22 protein-coding genes are annotated in these 22,344 nt (G+C 71.1%); 8 read left to right on the top strand and 14 right to left on the bottom strand.

Annotated elements, in window-relative coordinates; genetic code table 11:
• Positions 1-133: 133 nt before the first annotated feature.
• The 3 genes from INT49_RS19675 to INT49_RS19685 are packed head-to-tail and all read left to right on the top strand — an operon-like array spanning position 134 to position 3,007.
• Positions 134-658 (top strand): LapA family protein, encoded by a 525-nt coding sequence (locus tag INT49_RS19675; protein WP_193119446.1) that lies wholly within the window; start codon positions 134-136, stop codon positions 656-658.
• A 54-nt stretch (positions 659-712) separates the two neighbouring features.
• Entirely contained in the window at positions 713-1,432 is a 720-nt protein-coding gene (locus tag INT49_RS19680) for a response regulator transcription factor (protein ID WP_193119447.1), read from the top strand.
• A 3-nt stretch (positions 1,433-1,435) separates the two neighbouring features.
• Positions 1,436-3,007, top strand: coding sequence for a sensor histidine kinase (locus INT49_RS19685; protein WP_193119448.1), 1,572 nt, complete (start codon positions 1,436-1,438; stop codon positions 3,005-3,007).
• An 89-nt stretch (positions 3,008-3,096) separates the two neighbouring features.
• Here INT49_RS19685 and INT49_RS19690 read toward each other — a convergent pair whose 3' ends face one another.
• The 13 genes from INT49_RS19690 to INT49_RS19750 all read right to left on the bottom strand — a co-directional run bounded on the left by INT49_RS19690 (position 3,097) and on the right by INT49_RS19750 (position 16,352).
• Positions 3,097-3,654, bottom strand: a complete 558-nt coding sequence (locus INT49_RS19690; protein WP_193119449.1) for a DUF4031 domain-containing protein — start codon at positions 3,652-3,654, stop codon at positions 3,097-3,099.
• Positions 3,651-4,943, bottom strand: coding sequence for a DUF418 domain-containing protein (locus tag INT49_RS19695; protein WP_193119450.1), 1,293 nt, complete (start codon positions 4,941-4,943; stop codon positions 3,651-3,653). The genes INT49_RS19690 and INT49_RS19695 overlap by 4 nt, the downstream gene beginning before the upstream one ends.
• A complete protein-coding gene (locus tag INT49_RS19700; RefSeq protein WP_193119451.1) occupies positions 4,943-5,992 on the bottom strand; it encodes a ribonuclease HI family protein in 1,050 nt (349 codons plus the stop codon). Before INT49_RS19700 ends, INT49_RS19695 begins: the two co-directional genes overlap by 1 nt.
• A gap of 110 nt (positions 5,993-6,102) precedes the next feature.
• On the bottom strand, positions 6,103-7,137 hold the full coding sequence (locus tag INT49_RS19705) for a zinc-dependent alcohol dehydrogenase family protein (RefSeq protein WP_193119452.1): 1,035 nt from the start codon (positions 7,135-7,137) through the stop codon (positions 6,103-6,105).
• Between the two features lie 105 nt (positions 7,138-7,242).
• Positions 7,243-7,974 carry a hypothetical protein gene (locus INT49_RS19710; RefSeq protein ID WP_193119453.1) on the bottom strand — a complete coding sequence of 244 codons (732 nt, stop codon included), beginning with the start codon at positions 7,972-7,974 and terminating at the stop codon, positions 7,243-7,245.
• On the bottom strand, positions 7,971-8,894 hold the full coding sequence (locus INT49_RS19715; protein ID WP_193119454.1) for an ATP-binding cassette domain-containing protein: 924 nt from the start codon (positions 8,892-8,894) through the stop codon (positions 7,971-7,973). Before INT49_RS19715 ends, INT49_RS19710 begins: the two co-directional genes overlap by 4 nt.
• Positions 8,895-8,934: 40 nt before the next feature.
• Positions 8,935-9,657 carry a hypothetical protein gene (locus INT49_RS19720; protein WP_193119455.1) on the bottom strand — a complete coding sequence of 241 codons (723 nt, stop codon included), beginning with the start codon at positions 9,655-9,657 and terminating at the stop codon, positions 8,935-8,937.
• On the bottom strand, positions 9,654-10,664 hold the full coding sequence (locus tag INT49_RS19725; RefSeq protein WP_193119456.1) for an ABC transporter ATP-binding protein: 1,011 nt from the start codon (positions 10,662-10,664) through the stop codon (positions 9,654-9,656). The genes INT49_RS19720 and INT49_RS19725 overlap by 4 nt, the downstream gene beginning before the upstream one ends.
• Positions 10,661-11,041, bottom strand: a complete 381-nt coding sequence (locus INT49_RS19730) for a GntR family transcriptional regulator (RefSeq protein WP_193119457.1) — start codon at positions 11,039-11,041, stop codon at positions 10,661-10,663. The genes INT49_RS19725 and INT49_RS19730 overlap by 4 nt, the downstream gene beginning before the upstream one ends.
• Before the next feature lie 135 nt (positions 11,042-11,176).
• Positions 11,177-12,229, bottom strand: coding sequence for a GNAT family N-acetyltransferase (locus INT49_RS19735; RefSeq protein WP_319021713.1), 1,053 nt, complete (start codon positions 12,227-12,229; stop codon positions 11,177-11,179).
• Positions 12,226-12,987 carry a class I SAM-dependent DNA methyltransferase gene (locus tag INT49_RS19740; protein WP_193119458.1) on the bottom strand — a complete coding sequence of 254 codons (762 nt, stop codon included), beginning with the start codon at positions 12,985-12,987 and terminating at the stop codon, positions 12,226-12,228. The genes INT49_RS19735 and INT49_RS19740 overlap by 4 nt, the downstream gene beginning before the upstream one ends.
• Positions 12,988-13,094: 107 nt before the next feature.
• Complete coding sequence (locus tag INT49_RS19745; RefSeq protein ID WP_193119459.1) at positions 13,095-15,050, bottom strand: glycoside hydrolase family 2 protein; 1,956 nt, start codon at positions 15,048-15,050, stop codon at positions 13,095-13,097.
• Between the two features lie 216 nt (positions 15,051-15,266).
• On the bottom strand, positions 15,267-16,352 hold the full coding sequence (locus INT49_RS19750) for a LacI family DNA-binding transcriptional regulator (RefSeq protein WP_193119460.1): 1,086 nt from the start codon (positions 16,350-16,352) through the stop codon (positions 15,267-15,269).
• A 463-nt stretch (positions 16,353-16,815) separates the two neighbouring features.
• Here INT49_RS19750 and INT49_RS19755 point away from each other — a divergent pair, with 463 nt between their 5' ends.
• Positions 16,816-18,393, top strand: coding sequence for a DEAD/DEAH box helicase (locus tag INT49_RS19755; RefSeq protein ID WP_193119461.1), 1,578 nt, complete (start codon positions 16,816-16,818; stop codon positions 18,391-18,393).
• On the top strand, positions 18,390-18,833 hold the full coding sequence (locus tag INT49_RS19760) for a rhodanese-like domain-containing protein (RefSeq protein WP_193119462.1): 444 nt from the start codon (positions 18,390-18,392) through the stop codon (positions 18,831-18,833). The genes INT49_RS19755 and INT49_RS19760 overlap by 4 nt, the downstream gene beginning before the upstream one ends.
• A gap of 137 nt (positions 18,834-18,970) precedes the next feature.
• Here the strand turns inward: INT49_RS19760 and INT49_RS19765 are convergent, their stop codons facing one another.
• Complete coding sequence (locus tag INT49_RS19765) at positions 18,971-20,524, bottom strand: long-chain-fatty-acid--CoA ligase (RefSeq protein ID WP_193119463.1); 1,554 nt, start codon at positions 20,522-20,524, stop codon at positions 18,971-18,973.
• 109 nt (positions 20,525-20,633) lie between these two features.
• Between INT49_RS19765 and INT49_RS19770 the strand changes: the two genes are divergently transcribed.
• Genes INT49_RS19770 through INT49_RS19780 form a run of 3 tightly spaced genes read left to right on the top strand, consistent with a single transcriptional unit; the run spans position 20,634 to position 22,263 of the window.
• Entirely contained in the window at positions 20,634-20,771 is a 138-nt protein-coding gene (locus tag INT49_RS19770; protein WP_193119464.1) for a hypothetical protein, read from the top strand.
• Positions 20,772-20,809: 38 nt separating this feature from the next.
• Positions 20,810-21,271 carry an ArsR/SmtB family transcription factor gene (locus INT49_RS19775; RefSeq protein WP_193119465.1) on the top strand — a complete coding sequence of 154 codons (462 nt, stop codon included), beginning with the start codon at positions 20,810-20,812 and terminating at the stop codon, positions 21,269-21,271.
• Positions 21,268-22,263, top strand: coding sequence for a cation diffusion facilitator family transporter (locus INT49_RS19780; protein WP_193119466.1), 996 nt, complete (start codon positions 21,268-21,270; stop codon positions 22,261-22,263). Before INT49_RS19775 ends, INT49_RS19780 begins: the two co-directional genes overlap by 4 nt.
• Positions 22,264-22,344: the final 81 nt, after the last annotated feature.

Below are 22,344 nucleotides of genomic sequence, written 5' to 3' on the forward strand. Positions count from 1 at the left end.
CACCTTTCTCTAAGCCGTCCGCCGGTCGGGACCACACCCCCATGAAATCCCGAGGCTAGAGTGTGCTCAGCGGCGACCTTCCTCCGAAGGCCGCTCGGGACACTTCCCCAGGACCCGACATCAAGGAGCGACCATGAGCACCGGACCCGAGAACACAGGACGTCCCCTCGACCGCGAGCCAGTCGATCGGGCACCCGCCGACAGGACCTCCGCCGACCGCGCACCCGTCGAGCCTTCCCCCGCCGCCGATCCTGTCGACCGCCCGAGCGGGACGGCGCCCGACGCGCCTCGCGAGGGCGCCGGCCGCCGCGCCTCCCACACTCCCGCCGATCAGACGCCCGCTGATCGGGCGCCTGTCGAGGAGCCACTGGAGACGCCGCCTTCCGGCGGCAAGACCGCCGGGCTCTGGATCTCCCTGATCCTCGGCGCGATCGTGCTGGTGCTGCTGCTGATCTTCGTGATCCAGAACAGCCAGAGCGCGAGCTTCGAGTACTTCAGCGCGACCTTCGACCTGCCGCTCGGTGTGGCGATGCTCCTGGCTGCCATCGCCGGCGCGCTGGTCATGGCACTGGTGGGCTCGGTGCGGATGTTCCAGATGAGCTGGACGATCCGCAAGATGCGCAAGCAGCAGGAGAAGATCCAGCGCGCAGTCCGCTGAACACACCCAGTAGACGTTCAGCAGATTCCCACGCTGCAGGAGCACGGTAGGAGCATGAACACGACTGCAGAACAGGACTACGAGGCTCGGCTCCTCGTCGTCGACGACGAGCCGAACATCCGCGACCTTCTCGCCACCTCCCTGCGCTTCGCAGGATTCGAGGTGTTCACCGCCTCCACCGGAAACGAGGCGATCCGGGAGGCCACCGAGCACCAGCCCGATCTCGTCGTCCTCGACGTGATGCTGCCGGACATGGACGGCTTCACGGTCACGCGGCGCCTGCGCGATCGTGGCGAGCAGTACCCGATCCTGTTCCTCACCGCGCGTGACGAGACCCAGGACAAGGTGGCCGGGCTCACCGTCGGCGGGGACGACTACGTCACCAAGCCGTTCAGCCTGGAAGAGGTCGTCGCCCGGATCCGGGCCGTGCTGCGCCGTACGCACGGCGGCCACGATGCGACCGTCGACAGCTCCCTGGTGGTCGGCGATCTCCGCCTGGACGAGGACTCCCACGAGGTCTACCGGGCCGACGTCACAATCGAGCTCTCCCCCACCGAGTTCAAGCTCCTGCGCTATCTCATGCTCAACGCGGGCCGCGTGGTCTCGAAGACGCAGATCCTCGATCACGTCTGGGACTACGACTGGTCCGGCGAGGTCGGGATCGTCGAGTCCTACATCTCCTACCTGCGCCGCAAGATCGACGTCATCGGCGATCCGATGATCCACACCAAGCGCGGCATCGGGTACGTGCTGCGCGCCGCCGAAGGCAGCTGACGATTGGCGCTGCCGACCCTGCGTGCTGAGCGGCCCGTGTCCCTGTGGACACGGATCGTCGCTCTCATCTCGCTGCTGCTGGTCGTCGGCGTCGTCATCACCGGGAGCCTCTCGCTCTTCCTGCTCAACCGCACCCTCATCGAGTCGGTCGACAACAACCTCCACGCGAGCACCCGCGAGATGCTCGCCCTCGCCCAGGAGGAGCTCTCCGGGGACGCGGAGGACGTGGCGCCCAGCAGTGCGTACACCCCGGTCGAGTACGCGGTGGAGATCCGCGACGAGAACGGCCAGGTGATCCATCGCGACGTCATCCGCTACGAGAACTCCGAGGTCACGGTCCCCTTCCCTGATCTGAGCGAAGAGCAGATCACCGCCAGGGAAGGCCAGCCGTTCACCGTTCTGGACTCCTCGGAGAACCGCTGGCGCGTGGTCGCCATGGTCACCCCCGGGCCCGACAGCGGCGCCGTCTACGTCGCGCTGCCGCTGACCGGGGTGGACCGCACGATGCACGAGATGGCGCTGATCATCGTGCTGGTGGGAACCCTCGTGGTGCTGGTCGGCATGGGCCTGGGCGGCTATGTCACGCATCGCTCCCTCGAGCCCCTGCACGATGTCGAGGCGACCGCCTCCCAGATCGCCGGCGGTGACCTCTCCCGGCGCGTCCCGGTCACCGACACCAGCTACGAGGTCCACGCCCTCGCCCTGTCGTTGAACGAGATGCTGGTGAGGATCGAGCAGTCCTTCGCGGCGCAGGCCGCGTCCGAGGAGCACGCCACTCTCTCCGAGGCCAAGATGCGGCGCTTCGTCGGCGACGCCTCCCATGAACTGCGCACCCCCTTGGCCGCGATCCGCGGATTCGGAGAGCTGTATCGGATGGGGGCGCTGGGCACCGACGAGGACGTCGCCTCGGCGATGCGCCGGATCGAGGACGAGGCCCGACGGATGGGATCCCTGGTCGAGAACCTGCTGCGCCTGGCGCGCCTGGACGAGAACCCCGATCTCGACCTCGAACCGGTGGACCTCACCGACGCCCTCTTCGACGCCGCCCAGGACCTCCGCGCCCTGGACCCCCAGCGCCAGGTCATGGTGGTGTCCCTGTCCGGGACCCCGGTCTCGGTGCAGCCCCACCTGTCGATCGGTGTCCTCGGCGACGAGGCCTCGCTGCGCCAGGTCATCCTCAACCTCGTGGGCAACGCGAACCGGCACACCCCCAAGGGGTCGCCGGTCGAGATCGCCGTGGGCTACACGGCCCCCGAGACGGTGCGGATCGAGATCCGTGACCACGGCCTCGGCATCGACGACGACCAGCGTGAGAAGGTGTTCGAGCGCTTCTACCGCACCGACTCCTCTCGCGTGCGCTCGGCGACCCAGGGCGGCGGCGCGGGCCTGGGCCTCTCGATCGCGGCGACGATCGTGCAGCAGCACCGCGGCAGCATCGGTGTGACGGAGACCCCTCAGGGCGGTTCCACCTTCTGGGTCGAGCTGCCGGGCACCGAGATCGAAACGGGACGACAGAGCCGTCCCGACCAGGTCCGTTCGGTGACCGATCCCGAGCGGGACGATCGTCGGAAGTAGCAGTGGGTGCCGGTGCGCGGGTGCCCTGCGCCGACGTCGGGCGGCCCGAGCCGATGCCGGGTGCCCTGCGCCGGCGTCCGGCTGTCGGGTCAGCTCCCGTCGGCGAGCACCTGGCCGATGAATCCCGTGCCGCCCTGATCCCGGGCGAGGGCGTCGAGCTGGTCGAGGAGCTCTGCGGCGGCCAGGCGGCCCGCCTCCTGATGCGCCTCGATACGGGGCGGCGCCGCCGGGTCGTCACGGGTCATGCGGAAGGCTGCGGGGGCGGCGTCGGCCGCCGGCGGCAGCGGGTCGACATGCCCGCAGAGCCCCACGATCAGATCCCGCGGAACGCTCGTCAGGCCCAGCTGGGCCGCGTGCTCGGCGCTGCGGCGGGCGCGTGCCGCGGGGCGGCCGACGAGCGGGATGCGCAGCCCCGAGCGGATCAGGATCCGGGTCAGCTTCCCGTTGTCGACGAGGTGGACGCCCGCCTCGACGAGGCGGGGCTGTGCTGCTTCGGGCCAGTCGTAGTGGTCGAGGTCGAAGGACCGCGGCGGCAGGCCGACGAGCTCGGCTGCCTGGTGCAGCTCGGCCAGGGAGGTGTCGGAGATCAGGTGGCCCCAGAGAGTGCCGTGCCGCGGCCAGCGCGGGGTGTCGGCGTAGACGGTCATGGGTGGCCTCCGAGCGTGCTGGGGTGCGAGGTCCGGTCGGGGACGACGCGGGGTGAGGCCGAGCCTGCCAGACGGCGCAGCACCACTTCGAGCGGCCCCCGTCGGCCCCGGCGCTTCAGGGCCACGGCGCACGGGATCATCACCAGCCACACGGCCACCACGATCACCGCGGTGCCTGCCGTGCCGAGCCGGGCCCCGAGGTCCAGGGTGTAGGGCGGGAACAGAGTGAGGAACACGAGCGACTGCCCCATGTAGGCGCTCAGCGAGACCGCACCTAGGGCCTCGATGCCGTGCACGAGACGGGCCGTGACGGGCCCGGCGCCTCGTGCGGCATCGGGCACGGTCGGGGCTGTCCCGTCGGCCCCGACCGGCCGTCGGAAGTGGTCCGACATGAGAGCGGCCGCCGCGGCGAGTCCGAGGGCTCCGAGCAGTCCTGTGTACTGGTGCAGGACCCCGAGGCTGCCGAGCACGATCTCCGCGTCGAGGTGCTGATGGGCGGGGTCGAGCACGAGCACGGCGACCAGCGGGACTGCGCCGAGGAGTCCGAGGCCGAGGCCCCAGCGGGCGATCGGCACGAGCACATCGCGGTTCGCGGCGACCTCCTCGAACAGTCGCAGCCGGGCGGCGATCGCCCCGATCGCCATCGGGGTCAGCAGCCCCATGTCGGAGACCAGGGAGGTCGCGACCTCGGCGCCGGCCTCATCGGTGCGCAGGCGCAGGCTGCTCAGATAGTCGGGGGCCGCGGCCGAGGCATAGCCGTCGGATCCGGACAGCCCGATCGTCCCGTCGACCCAGCCCCAGACGCCGAGCGCCGGCAGGGCGAGGATCGCGGCGAACGGCAGGATCGCACGGTGACGGGTCGCGAACAGCACGCAGAGCATCCCCACCATCGCGTAGGCGACGAGGATGTCGCCGCTGAACAGCAGGATCGCGTGGGCGAGGCCGATCGCGAGCAGAGCGATGTGGCGTCGCAGCATGCGCAGCACGAAGTGTCCCGTGCGCTCCCCGGCCTCGCGCGAGCGGCGGTAGATGATGCCGATGCCGTAGCCGAAGAGCATCGCGAACAGCGGGAAGCCGCGGTTGTCCGCCGTGAGACCGATCAGGACGTCGACGATCCGGTCGGGCACGGTGGCGTCGACCTGCTTGAGGAGCACGGTCCACGAGGAGCCGTGCAGCCAGCCGATCGTGTTGGCCAGGGCGATGCCGAGCAGAGCCAGGCCGCGGGCGAGGTCCGGGCCACCGGCGCGGCGGGCCAGAGGTACGGAGCCGGTGCCGGCGACCTGGGTCATCAGGACCTGTCGGCCGGGGTGCCCTGGTGGTGGCGCAGCAGCCAGCGGCCCTTCTCCCGCACCCACACGGAGCTGCGGGCGACGCCGCCGGAGGGTCCTGTGGTCCGGTACTGCAGCAGCACGATGCCGGGGGCGAGCTCGTCGGCGACGAACTCATCGGCCTCCAGGCCGGGGACCGGGGCGAGATGGGCGAGGATCTCGTCGCGGTCATAGCTGCGACCGCTCGCACCGATCTCGGTGAAGGCCGGGTGGAGCAGCTCGGCGGCGCTGGGGGCGTCGGCACGCAGCAGGTCCGACAGCAGCGCCTGCTCGCGCGCGGTGATCTGCTCGAAGTCGGTCGCGCCAGGGGCGTCGGCGGCGAGCACCGTGTCCTCACCGGCGGTGCTGCAGGAGGCCCTGCCGCGAGAGGTCGCGACGGGCTCGGGGTCGCGCTGCTCCAGCAGGCTGAAGAGGTCGTCCTCCGGCATCGCGCTCGGGGCGGGGCGGGACGGGGTCGTTGAGGCCGCGCCTGAGGCTGGGGCAGCGGCCGGCGCAGTGGCAGTGGCAGCGGCAGAGGACGTGGGCGAGGAAGATCCCGTGGAGCTGCCCGTGTACCCGGGACCGACCTGCGGATCCTGCTTCCTGGAGAAAGCGGTCGCGGCGGCGTTGGCGCGCACGTCCGCCGCTTCGTTCATCGCGTGCCCGGAGTGGCCCTTGACCCATTCGAACTCGACGCTGCGGCCGGCCAGGGCGCGGTCGATGTCCTGGAGGAGCTCGACGTTCATCACCGGCTTGCCGTCCTTCTTGCGCCAGCCCTTGCGCTTCCAGCCCGGCATCCACTTCGTGACCGAGTTGATGACGTACTGGCTGTCGCACAGGATGTGCAGGTGCTGATCGGCGTCGACGGCGGTGGCCTCGAGCAGGTCCAGCACGGCCTTGAGCTCGCCCATGTTGTTGGTGCCGTGGGGCCAGCCGCCCGCGCGCCAGGTGGAATCGTCGATGTACCAGGCCCAGCCGGCCGGGCCGGGATTGCCCAGGGCGGAGCCGTCGGCGGCAGCAGTGATGGTCATGGACCAATCGTTCCACAGCGGGCCGACGTCCCTGCACGTGGCCGCGCCGTGCGCCGTCCGATGCGGGGTTCCTCTCGTGGCGCGTCGTCGTGCTGCGGCGTCGCCGCTCGTCAGCGCAGGCGGGCCACGGTCATCCCGGCGGTCGTGGGCGGCTGGTCCATGGCGAGCATCGCCGCGGGCAGGTCCTCGAGGTCCAGGATCCGGCCGACGGTGCGGCCGAGGTCCAGGCGTCCGCTCGCGATGTCGGCGAGCAGGTCGCGGTACTCGGCGACGGCGAGGCCGTGGCTGCCGAGGATCTGCAGCTCCTGCCCGATCACCTGCCCCATCGGCAGGGCGGGGTCCGCGTCCTCGCCCAGCAGCAGGCCCACCTGGACGTGCCTGCCACGGGGGCGCAGCGAGCTGATCGCCGTGCGGGCTGTCGCCGCGGAGCCCAGGGCATCGAGGGTGACGTGGGCACCGCCGCCGGTGGCCTCGCGCACCCGCTCGACGATGTCGGGGCCCGACGCGAGGGCCGTCGCGCCGAGCTCGGCGGCGGCCGCGAGCGCGTGCTCGGAGACGTCGATCGCGACCACGTCGGCGCCCGCGGCGAGGGCGACCATCACGCAGGCGAGGCCCAGTCCGCCGCAGCCGAACACGGCGACGCTCTCCCCGGCGCCCACGCGGGCCTGGGTGAGCACGGCGTGATAGGCCGTGCCGACGCGGCAGCCGAGGCCGGCGGCGAGGGTCATGTCGATGCCGTCCGGCAGGGCGACGAGGTTGTGGTCCGCCTCGATGACCACGACCTGCTCGGCCCAGGATCCGGGCAGGTCGAAGCCGGGCTGGTGCTGGTCCGGGCACACCTGGGGCGCTCCGGCGAGGCACTGCTCGCAGCGTCCGCAGGAGAGGATGAACGGTGCGGTGACCCGGTCCCCCGGCGCGAACCGCGTGACGTCGGCGCCGACCTGCTCGACGACGCCGGCGAACTCGTGACCGGGGATGTGCGGGAGGTGCACGGAGTCGTCATGGCCCTGCCAGGCGTGCCAGTCGCTGCGGCACACCCCGGTGGCGTGGACGGTCACAACCGCGCCGCGGGGTGGGCACTCGGGGTCGGGGACCCCGACCAGGGACGGCTGCTCACCGAAGGCGTCGTAGCGTACTGCTCTCATGGGGCCATCCTCCCGCAGCCCGGTCGGTGCGCGCCGGGACGATCACACCAGCCCTTCCGGAGACGCCACCGAGCCGGTGAGCGACCGCGCAGCCGACCGGAGCGCTCAGGCCGTACGCGCCCAGACCCTCGAGCGCTGATGCAGGACGAGCAGGCCGCCAGCGATCGCCACCACTGCCACGGGAACGAATGCGACGGACGACGCGGGTTCCGCAGCGCCCTGTCGACCGAGCACCGTCCCGAGCACCAGGACGAGCATCTGCACCCCGTAGATCGCGAAGGTCACGAGGAGGTACATCCCGAAATACGACAGCAGAGCCCGGCCCCACACCACCGTCGACGAGCTGCTCAGCGCGTCACGGCCCACCCAGAGATGCGACCACATCACAGCCGGCACCCATACCGCCAGGTCCTGCCAGTAGTAAAGGGTCGGTGCGGGCAGGAAGTATCCGGCCACCTCGATCCGTCCGAGGGTCGCGGGCTCCACCACGCCGCCGTGCGGGCCGAGCAGGACCGTGACGGCCGCGACGAGCAGCAAGGCCATCTGTGCGAGCAGCACGAAGCGCACTCGGGCACGCACGTGGGCGGCCCGAGAGATGCCGAGCGTCCCCCGCAGCACGCTCTCCCTCATCGGATCCCGGGGACCTGCTGCGACGGGCACGGCGACTGCGAGCAGGATAGGCACGATGCCAAGCCGCGCGAGCTGTCCGACCGCGAGGAGCAGGACCGCCAGCGCGACGACACCGCTTCCCCACAACAACGGGCGTTGGAGGGTGAGCTCGAGGCGGAGGGCGCGGTTCGGCGGTGCCCCGGAAGTCCCGCGCAGTGTGGCGGTCACGCGAGAGCCTCCGTGTCGTGGCGGCCGCTCCGGGCGGCGAGGGTGAGGCTGACGATCTCAGGCAGGGTCGGCTCCCGCAGCGCGGTCCCAGGAGGGAGACCGACGGCGTCCTCGACGGCGATCAGCGCCTCCCGGGCGCCGTCGCCCCCGACAGTGCGCGCCCCGCCGGGGACGGACGGAGCGCCGGAGGAGTACGTGGCGACGACGTGGCTCTCGAGGAGCTCGTCGACGTCGCCCTCGAGCACCGTGCGGCCCTCGTGCAGCACCACGAGGTGGTCGATGAAGCGATCCATCCCGTCGAGGTCGTGGGTTGAGATCAGGATCGAGCGGTCCTCCTCTTCCGCCAGGAAGCCGCGCAGAGTGTCCAGCAGGTCGGTCCGGGCGAGCGGATCGAGCCGCGCGAACGGTTCGTCGAGGATGAGGAACCGAGGATCCGCGGAGAGAGCGTGCGCGATCGAGAATTGGGTGGCCAGCCCAGCGGACAGGGAGGAGATCATCGCGTTCGGGCGGATGCGGTGCTCCCGGAGCATCCGGGCGAAGCCGTCGGCATCGAAACGGTCACCCAGCCGTCGTCGCAACGCGATCACATCGCGCGCCGTCCACTCCTCGGGGAGGACGGGCTCGTCCGGCACGACACCGACCCCGGTCGTGATCTCGCACGCCGCCGGGCCGATGGAGCACCCCAGGACCTCGACGATGCCGGCCGCTGGCCGCAGGACACCGGTAAGCGTGCGCAGCAGCGTCGTCTTCCCGGCGCCGTTGGTGGCGACCAGCGCCGTGGCGCGTCCCCTCGGTGCCGTGAGGCTGACATCGTCGAGAGCTCGGATCGGGGCACGTAAGCGGCCGCGGGGGTGCGGGATATCCACCGCCAGGTTGTCGACCCGGGCGGCGGGAGCGAGAGCGGGAGGGAATTGACTCACGCGAGCCTCCTGGGATGCGTCGAGCTCTGCATCGGACGGGTCATGCCGTCACCGCCAGATGCGTCGGGAGGCCCGAGTCGAGCTGAGCGATCCAGGCGCGCACGCGCCGTCTCAGCAGCAGGGACAGCAGCACGATGGCGAGCACAAGGATCGCAGCCGCGGCGATCAGCGACGGCCCGCCCCCGCTGCCGAGCACATCGAAGGTCATCAGGGGCCCGATGACGACGGCACCGAGCAGACCGGCGCAGAAGTAGACGGCCAATGAGGTCAGGAGCATCCCTCGACCCGGCCGACGCGTGACGCACTCGCCACCGACGAAGATCGCGACGACGAGCATCACGGTCCCGGAGTACAGGGTTCCCACCGGGACGACGAGGAGCGGCGAGAGCGACGGTGCACCGGAGACCGTGAACGTCGGCCCTGCGCCGCTGACCGGTTCCCGTCCCACTGCCGTGGAGAGCAGAGTCGCAGCACCCGCGGTGACGATCAGGGCGATGGTCTCCACGACGATCAGCGCCGACCTCCCCCGCACCCGGTCAGCGCGCGAGAGGCCGAGACCTGCGCGGAGCTCCTCGCGCTCGAGCGTGTCCGCCCTGCCGTAGCGGTACCAGGCCAGCGCCGCCCAGAGCGGGAGCACCGCCGTGAGTGCGTCCGTCAGCACAGCGGCGGCGGCGAGGCTCAGCACGCACAGCAGGATGCTGGCACCGAAGCGCCCGCTGTTCAGGCGCAGGTCCGCGATGAACGCTTGCCAGGTCGTGATCATGCCGCATCCTCCCTCGGGGTAGGGCGACGAGATACCGTCGCGGCGCGCAACCAGTGCGTGACCAAGTCACTCAGACCGGGGCGACGGAGATCGGCCCCTGGGGGCAACCCCGCGGCCTCCTCGAGATGCACCAGCGCGCGCGTGGTGCCGCCGGTCGTGACAGCCCCGATCAGCGGTGAAGCGATGCTTTCGCCGTCGGCTCCCGTCTCGGCACTGGCCTGCTCGAGCAGGAGGAACTCCTCGCGCAGCGTCTCTACGTCACCTTCGAGCACGTTCTGACCGTGAGCGACCACCACGAGGTGGTCCACGAATCGGTCCATGCCGTCGAGATCATGGGTCGAGAGCAGGATGGTGCGGTCCTCTCGTGCCATCAGGGCGCGGAGATTATCGACCATCCCGGTGCGGGCCAGCGGATCCAGACGGGCCAAGGGCTCGTCGAGGATGAGCAGGCGAGGATCGTGCGCCAGAGCTGCTGCGACGGCGAGTCGGGTGAGCTGCCCTCGGGAGAGCCCGCCGACGGACCTGCCTGCGGGAACGCGATGCTCGACGAGATACGCGTCGAACCGTGCACGGTCAAAGTGCCGGGCGGTCGAGCTATACGCCCTAGCGACGTGGCGCGCGGTCCATCGCGCTGGGTAGGCGGGGGCATCCGGCACGATGGCGACGCCGTCCGGCAGTCCGACGGTGGCCGGTCCCAACGACGTGCCGAGCACCTCGATGCTCCCGTCGGAGAAGGGCACCGCGCCGCTCAGCGCCCGTAATGTCGTGGTCTTCCCGGCGCCGTTGGTGCCGACGATCGCCGTCACCTGTCCAGCCGGCACCGTGAAGGAGAGATCGCGGACGGCCTGGATCGGTGCTGCATACGGACGCTCGTCGGAAGGCAGCTCGACAGCCAGATCGCGCACGACCACTGCGGCGTCCTCGGGCTCATCGAGAGCATCGAGCCGCGCAGGCCGCCGCGAGCGGGCGTCGCGGGCTGACGACGGGTCAGGGGGCAGGAAGCTCATCGGTCCTCCTCCTCGAGGGCGTAGGTGAGGCGGTCGTGGAGATCCACCGCGCTGATCCCGGCGGTGCGGGCGGCGCGGACGACCTCGGTCAGGGCGCCGTCGATGCGCTCCAGGGCGCGGCTACGCACCTGGTCAGGCTGCTGGGCCCGGACGAACACGCCCTTGCCGCGCACGGCGTCGACGAGCCCGTCGGCCACCAGCTCGTTGTAGGCGCGGGTGGTCGTGATGACGCTGACCCGCAGATCACGGGCGAGGACCCGGATCGAGGGCAGGGCCTCACCGGCAGGGAGGTCGCCCCGCAGGATCGCCTCAGCGAGGCGGGCCCGGATCTGTTCGTAGATCGGTTCGGGGGCGGACGGGTCGAGCGGGATGTGCATGCGCACCACTCCCCTTCGTCCAGAACCATCAACTGCCCCTACTGTCCATATTCACTATGAACAGTAGGGGCGGTGGTGTCAAGCGGACGGGGTCAAGCCGGCGATGTCAGGAGGCCGGGGCGGCGAGGGCAGCAATCAGGCGACCGGCTTCTCATAGGTCGCGTAGACGCTCTCGCGCACGAAGCCGAGGGCGTCGTAGAGGCGGGTCGCGCCGGTGAGCGATTCGGCGTCGACCTCGAGCTCGGCGCTCGAGTACCCGGCCTGCGATGCCGCCTCGAGGGTCCGCGCGAGAACTGCGCGGGCGATGCCGCGACCGCGGGCCGACGGGCGCGTGCCCACCAGGGCGATGTGCAGCACCCCGGGCTTGTCCTCGGAGGTGATCACGTAGCCGAGCACGGACCCGTCGGCGTCCACCGCGACGCTCGAGAGCTCACGCCGCGAGGTGTGGGAGGACCACCAGATGTTCCAGCGCTCCGCAGTCACCGGGGCCGATCCCCAATGGTCGGCGAACGCATCGAGGTGGGCGAGGCGGGTGGCTTCTCGCTCCGAATCCTCCGGGGCGCTGACCCGCACCCCCGGCAGATCGACCGTCGGGAGAGCCGCTCCGGGCAGCTCGCGCACCATGGTCAGCCAGCTGCGGGCGCGCTGGTAGCCGCGCTGGGCGAGGAGCGGGCGCACCTCGGCGCCACCGGTGAGCGGGGCGTCCGTCGGTGCGTTCGCCTGTGCTTCCGTCGCGGCGTCCGCCTGTCCGTCGACCTCGGGGTCCCGGCCTCCGGAGACGCGGAACACGGCGATCGCGACGTCGGGGTGACGCTCGGCGGCGAGCTGGGCGGCGCGGGCCTCGGCCCAGGTGAACAGCTCCGTTCCCAGGCCCTGGCGGCGGCGAGCGGGGTCGACGGTGCCCATGAGCTGGCAGCGCACCCGCCCCTCCGAGTCGGGGGCGGTCGAGACGTCGACGGCGCAGAAGCCGAGCAGCTCCTCCCCCTCGCGCACCGCCACGGAATCCCGGGCGAGGTCGAGGTCGGGCATCGAGAGCCATTCGCGGATGCTCGGCTCCTCGGCCGGCTCGCCGGACTGCTCGACAACGTCCACGCGGTTCAGCAGGGCGGTGAGGGCAGGGACGTCCTCGAGGGTCAGCGGGGTCCAGGTCAGAGAGGTAGGGGGCAGGGCGTTGGTCGTGGAGGTCACCGGTCAAGTGTAGGGAGCCGGTACACGCTCACGTGGCTGCCCGACTCCGCGGTGAACTCGGCACGGTCCCAGTCCGCCCAGCGGCTCTCGAGCGTGAAGCCCGCCAGCTGCGCCATCAGATCGAGCTCGGCGGGCCAGATGTACCGCTGCGGCGTGCGGCCGATGCTCGCCTCGCGGGACCCGTCCACCTCGGGGTCGAAGCGCACGTGATGGGACACGAGGACCTGGCGCAGGGTGTCATAGGTGTCGACCAGCAGGTAGCCGGGCTCGGAGTGCTCGAGCGTCCCTCCGGTCCCCGGGGTGAGGGAGCGCAGGTCCGGCACCATCAGCTCGATCACGAAGCAGCCGCCCGGAGCGAGGTGGCGCGCGGCGTTGCGGAAGCACTCGACCTGCTCCTCCTGGGTGAGCAGGTTCGAGATCGTGTTGAACACCAGGTAGACGAGGGAGTAGCCCTCCCCCGCCCGTGCGGTGGTCATATCGCCGGCGACGACCGGGATCTCCGTGGCGTCGACCTTCTCGCGCAGTCGGGCGATCATCGCCTCGGACAGCTCGATGCCGGTCACGGCGACGCCCGCCTCGTGCAGGGCGATCGCGACACGGCCCGTGCCGATCGCGAGCTCGAGGGCGCTGCCGCCGGCGGCGAGCCCCGCCAGGGTGGCGGCCGTCGGCCCCAGCACCTCCGGGGCGAACATGCCCTCCCCAGGGGTGTCGTACTCGGCGGCAGTGCGGGCGTCCCACAGGCGTGATTGATCGACCATGGCCCCATCGTGGAGGAGATCGCCCGGGGCGTCACGGGATTATCCGTGGTGCTCCGGGCGATCCCGGCGTCAGCGAGCGGGCCCTCGAGAGAGGATCCCGCGCGATATCAGGCCTCCTGCTCGAAGGCGGCAGCCTTCTCCTGGACGGCGCGCAGTCGTGCCAGATCGAGCTTGCGGCCGCGCTCGAAGTCGACGATGCCGTTCTTCTCCTGGAACACGTCGGTCATCTGCGTGTAGCAGTAGGCGAACATGAGCGGGTCCTCGAGCAGCACCCGGGTGAGGCCCTCGAAGCGCGTGTAGAGCTCCTCCTCGCTGCGGATCCGCTGGCCGTAGCCCCAGGACTCGGCGGCATTGTTCCCGGCGCGGTCGGCCTCCTCGGCCTTGCGCGCCTCCTCCTCGTTCCACCAGATGCCGCCGTACTCCGAGACGAAGTAGGGCTGACCGGCGTAGGGAAGGGAGAAGGCGCCGTCCGCGAAGGGCATCTCGTCGGGCCCGAGGTCGCGCCGGTTCGCGAAGGGCTCGCCGGCGGCGAGGCCGGACTGCTCCTCGCGGAAGCGCTCCGGGTCCTGCTCATACGAATGGGAGTCGTAGACGTCCGCCCCGCGCACCCTGTGGGAGTAGCCGGAGGCGTCGAGCACCGGGCGGGTGGGGTCGGCGAGCTTGGTCGCGTCATACATCGCCTGGGTGACCGCGTCGAGCTGGGTGATGCGGTCGTGCATCAGCTGATGGGTCTCGTTCAGCGGGCACCAGCCGATGATCGAGGGATGGTTGAGGTCGCGCTGGACCGCCTCGACCCACTGGCCGACGAAGGTCGCCGGGGGTTGCTGGTTGTCCCCGTCCGGCCCGAAGCCGTGGACGCCCCAGTCGCCGAACTCGCCCCAGGTGAGGTAGCCGTGCAGGTCCGACCAGAAGTGCATGCGCTGCTCGAAGACCTTCTGGTGGAGCCGGGCGCCGTTGAAGCCCGCCTCGAGGGAGAGGCGGATGTCGGTGGTCATCGCGGCGTCCGTCGGGGAGGTCATGAAGGACTCCTCCCAGTAGCCCTGGTCGAGCACCAGGCGCTGGAAGACCTTCTCGCCGTTGATCCGGAACTCGTGGTCGCGCAGCGAGGTCGAGCGCAGGCCCGCACACGAGCGGACCTCGTCGAGCACGGCGCCGTCCGCGCCGAGCAGTCGCACGGTGAGGGCGTAGAGCTCGGGCGTGCCGGGGCCCCAGACGCGCACGTCGTCCTCGGGGATCGCGAGCTCCAGGTGCGGGGCCAGGTCCAGATCGGCGCGCACCGCGGCCCGGGCCACCTCGTCCCCGCCGGGCACGGAGGCGACGACCTCGAGGCGGGTGCCGGCGGTGGTGCGCGAGAGCGGCACGTCCAGGGCGAAGGAGCGGCCGCCGAGCGAGGGCAGCACGCGCAGCGAGCGGATCTCGTCGGCCGGGACGCCCTCGAGCCACACGCTCTGCCAGATGCCGGTGGTGCGGTGGTAGTTCGCGGCGGTGGGCTTGAACTCGTGGGACTGCTTGCCGCGGGCCTGCGGGACGCCGTGGGGATCGCGGGCGCGCACCACGATCTCGACCTCCGCGCCGGGGCCGACGGCGGGGACGATCGAGAGATCGGCCGAGAATCCGGTGAAGCCGCCGCGGTGGCGGGCCACCTCGACCCCGTTCGCCCAGACGGTCGCATCCTGATCCACGGCCTCGAAGCGCAGAATCGGGCGCAGCCCCTCCCAGTCGGCGGGAACGGTGACGGTGCGGCGGTACCAGACGGCCTCGAGGAAGTCGCGGTTCCCGATCCCGGAGGCCTCGGTCTCCGGGGCGAAGGGCACGAGGATCTCGGAGTCCAGGTCGCGCTCGAGCAGTCCGCGGTCCCGGCCGGAATCACCCTGGTCGATCTCGAACTGCCAGGTGCCGTTCAGCGTGAGCCAGGTGGGGCGATGCAGCTGGGGGCGCGGATGCTCGGGGCGGGGCACGTCCGTCACCGCGGACAGCGGGGCGTCGAGCAGTGCGGCGAGCTCGTCGGCGCGGGAGAACAGGGAGCTGAGGTGCTCCGGGAGTTCGGGGGTCTGGGCGTTCACGAACGGCTCCTGGGATCGGTGGTGCTCGGCGCTGAGTCTCCGGCGCACTCGAGGCGCCGGTACGGATCGGTCAGGATCCAGTCAAGCGCACCCGACCCCTGATTGCAACGTGGGAACCGAGGATTCTCAGGGCCTTCGCCCGGCCGACGGTCGCGCTCGGGTGGACTCCCGCCGATCACGGCCCGGGGGGCTCCGACTTGATCAACCGGTGGGCGATCACGCCCGGGTGGATTCCCGCACGATCAGCCGATGGGCGATCACGGTCTCCGCCCCACCCGTTCGGCTCGCCCCGCGCTTCCCGCTGTCGTCGGCGCCCGCGGCGGCCTGGCCGGCATCCCGCTCGGCATCCTGCTCGGTTCCCCGCTCTGCGCCGGAGATCGCGGCGGCGAGGGCGGCCGCGACGAGGGCGTCGAGGTCCGGGGCGACCGAGGTCAGGGTGGGGACGGTCCAGGCGGCCTCGACCATGTCGTCCCAGCCCACGACGGCGACGTCGTCCGGGACCCGCAGTCCCCGCTCCCGCAGGGCGGCGAGCGCGCCGATCGCCAGCAGGTCGTTGCCGGCGACCACCGCGTCGAAGGCGATGCCCTCCTCCAGCGCGCGGAGCACCTCCTCGCGCCCGGACTCCCGGTCCCAGGCGCCGGTGGCCCGGATCAGAGCGTCCTCCAGCGGGAGCTCGGCGAAGCGGCTCGCCGCCGTGAACCCGGCCAGACGGTCCGTGCCGGTCGAGCGCACTGCCCCCTCGGCACCGAGGAACAGCAGGCGCCGATGGCCGGTGCCGACGAGATGGCGGACCACATCCGCCGCGGAGGAGACGTTGTCGATCGCCACGTGCACGACGTTCGGAGCGGCCGTGAGGCTCTCCCCCAGCAGCACCACCGGCGGCCCCGAGCGACGGTCCAGGAGATCGGAGGGCTCGAGCGCGGAGGGCGAGATGACCACCGCGTCGACGGGGCGGGCGGTGCGGCCGCGCACGTGGGCCCGCTCCACCTCGGCGCTGTGCAGGGACACTTCCACGCTCACCGTGTAGCCGCGCTCGCGGGCGGCGGCCTGCATGCGCTCGGCGAGGCGGGCGAAGTAGGGGTTCTGGAGCTCGGGGACCACCAGGGCGATCGACCTCGTGGGGCCGCCGCGCAGATCTCGGCCGATGTGGTTGGGCACGTACCCGAGCTCGTCGATCGCCGCGAGCACCTTCTCCCGGGTGTCGGCGCGCACCACAGGGCGCTCGTTGACCACGTTCGAGACCGTCTTCCAAGACACCCCCGCGCGCTGGGCGACGTCCTTGATGCTCACTCTGCGTGCCATCGCTCGCTCCTCGTCCGTCCTGTCACCAGGGGGCGTCGCCCCCGTCCCCACCGTCTCACGTGGGAAGGATACCGGCTCCCGCCAGCACGCCGGCGCGGGCGCGATCCGGGCTCCGACGCGGGCTCGATCAGGGCTGCGACGCGGACTCGATCAGGGCTCCGACGCGGACGCGATCCGGGCTGCGACGCGGACGCGATCCGGTGCAGAAGATCCCTCGGTGCGCGTCGCGCAGGTCACCTGCAGGCGGGGCCGACGGGGGTGGCGGCAGTGGTATCTCACATCCTGCGCGTCGATCATTCCCCCAGGAGGGAGCCCGGTCTACCGTTGCGCTTGCGTGCCGTCATCCCGCCGCGGCACAGGTCCCACCTCTCAGTGGTGACAGCGCAGCCTCTGAGCCGCTGCCACGGCAGCGCCTGGGCACCGGACGCATCGGGCGGGATCTGCATCTTCAGAACGGATCTCCGTGACCTCCCCCGATTTCGTACGCCTCGGCGTGCCCTCTGTCCTGGTCGACGCTCTTGCGCCCCAGGGCATCACCCAGCCCACCCCCATCCAGGCCGCGACCCTGCCGGACTCCCTGACCGGTCGCGACATCCTGGGCCGGGGCCGCACGGGCTCCGGCAAGAGCTACGCCTTCCTGCTGCCCCTGGTGGCACGCCTGATCGCCGAGCCCAAGCGCCGCGCCCCCCGTAGGCCGCGCTCGCTCATCCTCGCCCCCACCCGCGAGCTCGCCTCGCAGCTCGCCGATTCCCTGGTGCCGCTCGCGGCGGCCACCAGCCTGCGCAGCACCGTCGTCTTCGGCGGCGTCGGCCAGAACCCTCAGGTCAAGGCCCTGGCCAGCGGCGTCGACGTGCTCGTCGCCTGCCCCGGTCGCCTGCTGGACCTGATGGGACAGGGTCACGTGGACCTCGGCGGCGTCGAGATCACCGTGATCGACGAGGCAGACCACATGGCTGACATGGGCTTCCTGCCCATGGTCCGCAAGATCCTCGACAAGACCCCGCCCAAGGGCCAGCGGATGCTGTTCTCCGCGACCCTCGACTCGGGAGTCAACAAGCTCGTCAAGCAGTTCCTGCACGAGCCCGTCACCCACTCGGCGGATCCGGCCTCCAGCCCCGTCGGCACCATGGAGCACCACGTGCTCGAGGTCGACGGCAATGCGCGCTTCGACGTGCTGCGCGACCTCGCCGCCGCACCCGGCCGCACGATCATGTTCACCCGCACCAAGTACGGCGCGAAGAACCTCGCCCGCAAGCTCGCCGCCCGCGGTGTGGATGCTGTGGATCTCCACGGCAACCTCTCGCAGAACGCTCGCACGCGGAACCTCGAGGCCTTCGGCTCCGGTGAGGCGACCACCATGGTCTGCACCGACATCGCCGCCCGCGGCATCCACGTCGACGAAGTGGCCCTCGTGGTCCACGCCGACCCGCCCGTCGAGCACAAGGCGTACCTGCACCGCTCGGGCCGTACCGCCCGCGCCGGTGAGTCGGGCACCGTCATCACCGTGCAGACCTCTGATCAGAAGCGCGACGTGAGCGACCTGATGCGCAAGGCCGGCATCAAGCCGACCTACCACTCGCAGGTCAACCCCTCCTCTGCCGTGCTCACGCAGCTCGCCCCCGGCGAGCGCACCGAGATGCACGAGCCCCGTTCCCCCGAGCCCGCCGAGCGCCCCGAGCGCACCAGCGGCGGCCGTGGCGGTCAGGGCGGTCGCGGTGGCCGAGGCGGCCAGGGCGGTCAGGGTGGTCGCGGAGGCCAGGGCAGCGGTCGCGGCGGCCAGGGCGGTCGCGGCGGTCAGGGCTCCGGCGAGCAGGGCGCACGTCCCGAGAGCGGCCAGCGCTCCGGTGGCGGCCAGCGCTCGGCCGGCGGCCGGCGCGGTGGCCAGGGCGGTCGCGGCGGGCAGGGCGGCGAGGGCCGTCCCGCACGCAGCGGCGGCCGTCGTGACAGCGCCCCCGCGCGCTACACGACCAGCTCCGAGGGCTCCGGGAACGGCTCCGTCGGCGGCGGCCTCGCGGCCTTCTCCTCGGGACGCACCCGATGACCGAGGCCGGCGCCGGTCGGCGCCGGGCCGAGTCGCCTGCGCGCCACACGATCGACGAGATCCTCGACGCCGCCCGTCTGGGCGTGGAGCGCATCGAGCCGGCCGCGCTGCCCGACCTGATCGAGCTGGGTGCGCACGTCATCGACATCCGCACCGCGGCGACCCGTGAGCCCGAGGGCCACCTCCCCGGAGCGACCGTCATCGACCGCCTCGTGCTCGAGTGGCGGCTGGATCCCAGCAGCGCGCACCGGATGGACGGTGGCCCGGAGCACGACGACACGATCGTCGTGGTCTGCAACGAGGGCTACTACTCCTCGCTCGCCGCTCGTGACCTGCGGGATCTCGGGTTCGAGAACGCCACCGATCTGGTCGGCGGCTTCCGCGCCTACAGCGAGGCGGGCCTGCCCACCGAGGCGGAGGCCACCCGCGTCGTCGTCTGATCGCGTTGTCGCCCGTCATCGTCTGACCGCATCATCGTCTGACGTCGACGGGCTTCCGGGCCGGGATCGACACCCTCAGGGGTGCCGGTCCCGGCCCGTTCGCTGTCAGGGCGGGTCAGCTCACGCCCGCGGCACGGTCACGTCAGCTCGCGCTTGAGGATCTTGCCGGTCGCCGTCATCGGCAGCTCCTCCAGGATGACCAGCTCGCGGGGGTATTTGTAAGAGGCCATCTGCTCCTTGCCCCAGGCACGCAGCTCCTCGACGGTGACGCTCGCGCCCTGTTCGAGGATCACGAAGGCCTTGATGTCCTCGCCGTGCTCCTCGCTGGGCACTCCGACCACCGCGGCGAGGGAGACCTCGGGATGCGAGATCAGCACCTCCTCGATCTCCCGCGGATAGACGTTGTAGCCGCCGCGCACGATCATGTCCTTGGAGCGGTCCACGATGAAGTAGAAGCCCTCCTCATCGCGCTTGGCGAGGTCGCCGGTGCGGAACCAGCCGTCGCGCATCACCATCGCGGTCTCCTCGGGGCGTCCCAGGTAGCCGGTCATGATGTTGTGGCCGCGCACCACGAGCTCGCCCACGGCGCCGACCTCGGTGACCTCCGCCCAGTCCGGATCCGCGGGGTCGATGAGCATGACCTCGACGCCCCACACCGGCAGCCCGATGGATCCCGGGCGCGGCCTCTCCGCGAGGGAGAAGCAGGCCACCGGCGAGGTCTCGGAGAGCCCGTAACCCTCCATGATCGAGATCCCCAGGCGTTCGCGCACCTCGGTCAGGATCTCCACGGGCAGCGGCGCGCCTCCGGAGATGCCCAGGCGCAGGGTCTTCGTGATCGCCGTGGCCCCGGGGACCTCGTCGAGGGCGTGGAGCAGGCCCCACCACATGGTGGGCACTCCGGCGAACACCGTGACCTGATGTGCGGTCATGAGTTCGAGCGCCTGGCGGGCATCGAAGCGGGGCATCAGCACCAGCGTGGCCCCCATGGAGAATCCTGCGTTGAGGTTCACGGTCGCCCCGAAGGTGTGGAAGAGCGGCAGCGTCACCAGGTGCGTGTCCTCCCCCGGCTGCGAACCGAACAGGCGGTTGCAGGTCAGGGCGTTCATCAGCTGATTGGAATGGCTGAGCTCGGCGCCTTTGGGACGCCCGGTCGTGCCGGAGGTGTAGAGCACCACCGCGGTGTCGGTCTCGCGGGCCTGCACCGTGGAGAAGGTGGTGGGCTGCTGCGCCACGGACTCGGCGAGGGTGGGCACCCCGTCGAACGGGCTCGGGGCCGACGGGTCGGCCGTCATCAGCACGAGGTGCGGCGGGGAGGCCGCTGCCTGTGCGCCGTCGTGCCCGTACGTGCCGATCGGCAGCTCCTCGGTCCCTTCGAAGCAGAAGAAGACCTTCGCCGCGGCGTCGTCGAGGAAGTAGGTGACCTCGCGCGCCTTGTTCAGGACGTTCAGCGGCACCACCACGGCACCGGCCTTGAGGATTCCGAAGTAGACGATCGGGAACTGCGGGAGGTTGGGGCAGCTCAGCGCTACCCGGTCCCCGGGTTCGACGCCGAGGGAGACCAGCAGGTTGGCGACCTGGTTCGCGGCGGCATCGACCTGGGCGTAGGTCAGGCTCAGCGGGCCCAGAACCAGGGCCGTGTGATCGGGTCGGGTGCGGGCGCTGTCCTCCAGCACGATGGAGAGGTTGTACATGGACGGGCTCCTTCGGACGACGGTGTCTCGATGGAGGCTCACGATACGAGCCGGGCGTGTCAGATGGTCTGTGTAAGCCGTACCGAGAGGAACGGTAAGAATCATGACCATGACCAACGAGAAGCAGCAGCCGGGCGGTGAGCCGTCGGGCCAGGATTTGGTCGAGCAGTTGAAGGCCTCCGGACGAGCTCATCGAACGCATCACCAACAACACTTCGCTACTTGCGCAACTGACGAATCCATATGAGGATCGAGACGCCCGCCGAACGACGCCCAGGAGACCCGATGGATGCACGCACCGAGCTCGAGTCCAAACCTGTGCTGGACCGGCAGGACCCCACCGAGCTGCAGCTCGCCGCCGCGGCCGACACCTTCGCCATGCTCGCCTCTCCCGCCCGTCTGCACCTGGTCAGCCTCATGATCACGGGCCGGTTCGACGTCGGCTCGCTGGCCGCCAAGGTCGGACTCAGCCTCCCCACGATCAGCCAGCACCTCAGCAAGCTGCGGCTGGCCGGCATCGTCTCCGCACATCGCGAAGGCCGCCACAGCTTCTACACCGTGGAGGACCCGCACGTGCTCTCGCTCGTCGAGCAGATCTTCGAGCACATCGCCCCGGACGGCACCCTCGCCCCGGATCCCCCGATGCCGGCCACCGCGCGACCTGCAGCACCACCGGCACCACGACCCGCAGCGCCGCCGCCAGAATCCTCCCTGCCCGTCCCCTCCGACAAGGACTCCCGCGCATGACCGCCCCGCATCCCGACACAGCCGCTCCACGGCCCGCCTCAGGCACGAAGGTGGACCTGCGGAAGTTCGCCTGGCTCTCCATCGTCACCGCGATCCTCACGATCGTGCTGAAGACCGGTGCCTGGGCGATGACGGGCTCCGTGGGCCTGCTCTCCGACGCCGCCGAGTCCACCGTGAACCTGGTCGCCGCGGTCGTCGCCCTGATCGCCCTGACCGTCGCCGCGCGTCCCGCCACCGAGCGCTTCCTCTACGGCCGGGCGAAGGCCGAGTACTTCTCGGCCGCCATCGAGGGCCTGATGATCTTCGTGGCCGCCGCCGTCATCATGGTCACCGCCGTCGAGCGGTTCGTGAACCCGCGCCCGCTCGAGAACCTCGGCATCGGCCTGGTCATCGTGGTGATCGCCTCCGTGCTCAACGGCGCGGTCGCCCTGGTGCTGCTGCGCGCCGGCAAGGCGCACCACTCGATCACCCTCCGCGCCGACGGCAAGCATCTGATGACCGACGTCGTCACCAGCGCCGGCATCCTGGTGGGCGTGGGACTGGTGGCGCTGACCGGGTGGGAGAGGCTCGACGCGATCGTCGCCTTCGCCGTCGGCGTGAACATCATCATCGCCGGCATCAGCCTGCTCACCGAGTCGGTGTCCGGACTGCTGGACAAGGCCCTTCCGGACGAGGACCACGAGATCATCACGGAGATCCTGCGCCGCCGCACCGACGGCGTGAGCACCACCTTCCATGGCCTCCAGACCCGCGAGGCGGGCCGCGAGCGCTTCATGACCGTGCACGTGCTCGTCCCCGACGAGTGGACCGTCAAGCACGGCCACGACTACATCGAGGACCTCGAGGACGAGCTCAAGGGCGCCCTGCCCGGGCTCACCGTGCTCACCCACCTCGAGCCGATCTCCGATCCGGCCAGCTACGAGGACATCCCGGAGGCCCACGTGCCGATCCATGGGGACGACCACGACCCGACCCGTCCGCCGCAGAGCTGAGGCGTCCAGCCCGAGCTCCGGGCTCCGGGCTCTGGGCTCTGGGCTCTGGGCTCTGGGCTCTGGGCTCTGGGCTCTGGGCTC

The sequence above is a fragment of the Brachybacterium tyrofermentans genome (assembly GCF_014897585.1).
GTDB classification, from domain to species: domain Bacteria; phylum Actinomycetota; class Actinomycetes; order Actinomycetales; family Dermabacteraceae; genus Brachybacterium; species Brachybacterium tyrofermentans.

Excerpts from the sequence above, each read along its gene's own strand:
- INT49_RS19695 (WP_193119450.1), bottom strand. The coding sequence starts at position 4,943 with ATGACCCAGGTCGCCGGCACCGGCTCCGTACCTCTGGCCCGCCGCGCC.
- INT49_RS19725 (WP_193119456.1), bottom strand. The coding sequence starts at position 10,664 with ATGAGCTTCCTGCCCCCTGACCCGTCGTCAGCCCGCGACGCCCGCTCG.
- INT49_RS19765 (WP_193119463.1), bottom strand. The coding sequence starts at position 20,524 with ATGTACAACCTCTCCATCGTGCTGGAGGACAGCGCCCGCACCCGACCC.
- INT49_RS19740 (WP_193119458.1), bottom strand. The coding sequence starts at position 12,987 with ATGGTCGATCAATCACGCCTGTGGGACGCCCGCACTGCCGCCGAGTAC.
- INT49_RS19750 (WP_193119460.1), bottom strand. The coding sequence starts at position 16,352 with ATGGCACGCAGAGTGAGCATCAAGGACGTCGCCCAGCGCGCGGGGGTG.
- INT49_RS19775 (WP_193119465.1), top strand. The coding sequence starts at position 20,810 with ATGGATGCACGCACCGAGCTCGAGTCCAAACCTGTGCTGGACCGGCAG.
- INT49_RS19720 (WP_193119455.1), bottom strand. The coding sequence starts at position 9,657 with ATGATCACGACCTGGCAAGCGTTCATCGCGGACCTGCGCCTGAACAGC.
- INT49_RS19700 (WP_193119451.1), bottom strand. The coding sequence starts at position 5,992 with ATGACCATCACTGCTGCCGCCGACGGCTCCGCCCTGGGCAATCCCGGC.
- INT49_RS19680 (WP_193119447.1), top strand. The coding sequence starts at position 713 with ATGAACACGACTGCAGAACAGGACTACGAGGCTCGGCTCCTCGTCGTC.
- INT49_RS19690 (WP_193119449.1), bottom strand. The coding sequence starts at position 3,654 with ATGACCGTCTACGCCGACACCCCGCGCTGGCCGCGGCACGGCACTCTC.
- INT49_RS19675 (WP_193119446.1), top strand. The coding sequence starts at position 134 with ATGAGCACCGGACCCGAGAACACAGGACGTCCCCTCGACCGCGAGCCA.
- INT49_RS19770 (WP_193119464.1), top strand. The coding sequence starts at position 20,634 with ATGACCAACGAGAAGCAGCAGCCGGGCGGTGAGCCGTCGGGCCAGGAT.
- INT49_RS19780 (WP_193119466.1), top strand. The coding sequence starts at position 21,268 with ATGACCGCCCCGCATCCCGACACAGCCGCTCCACGGCCCGCCTCAGGC.
- INT49_RS19705 (WP_193119452.1), bottom strand. The coding sequence starts at position 7,137 with ATGAGAGCAGTACGCTACGACGCCTTCGGTGAGCAGCCGTCCCTGGTC.
- INT49_RS19760 (WP_193119462.1), top strand. The coding sequence starts at position 18,390 with ATGACCGAGGCCGGCGCCGGTCGGCGCCGGGCCGAGTCGCCTGCGCGC.
- INT49_RS19730 (WP_193119457.1), bottom strand. The coding sequence starts at position 11,041 with ATGCACATCCCGCTCGACCCGTCCGCCCCCGAACCGATCTACGAACAG.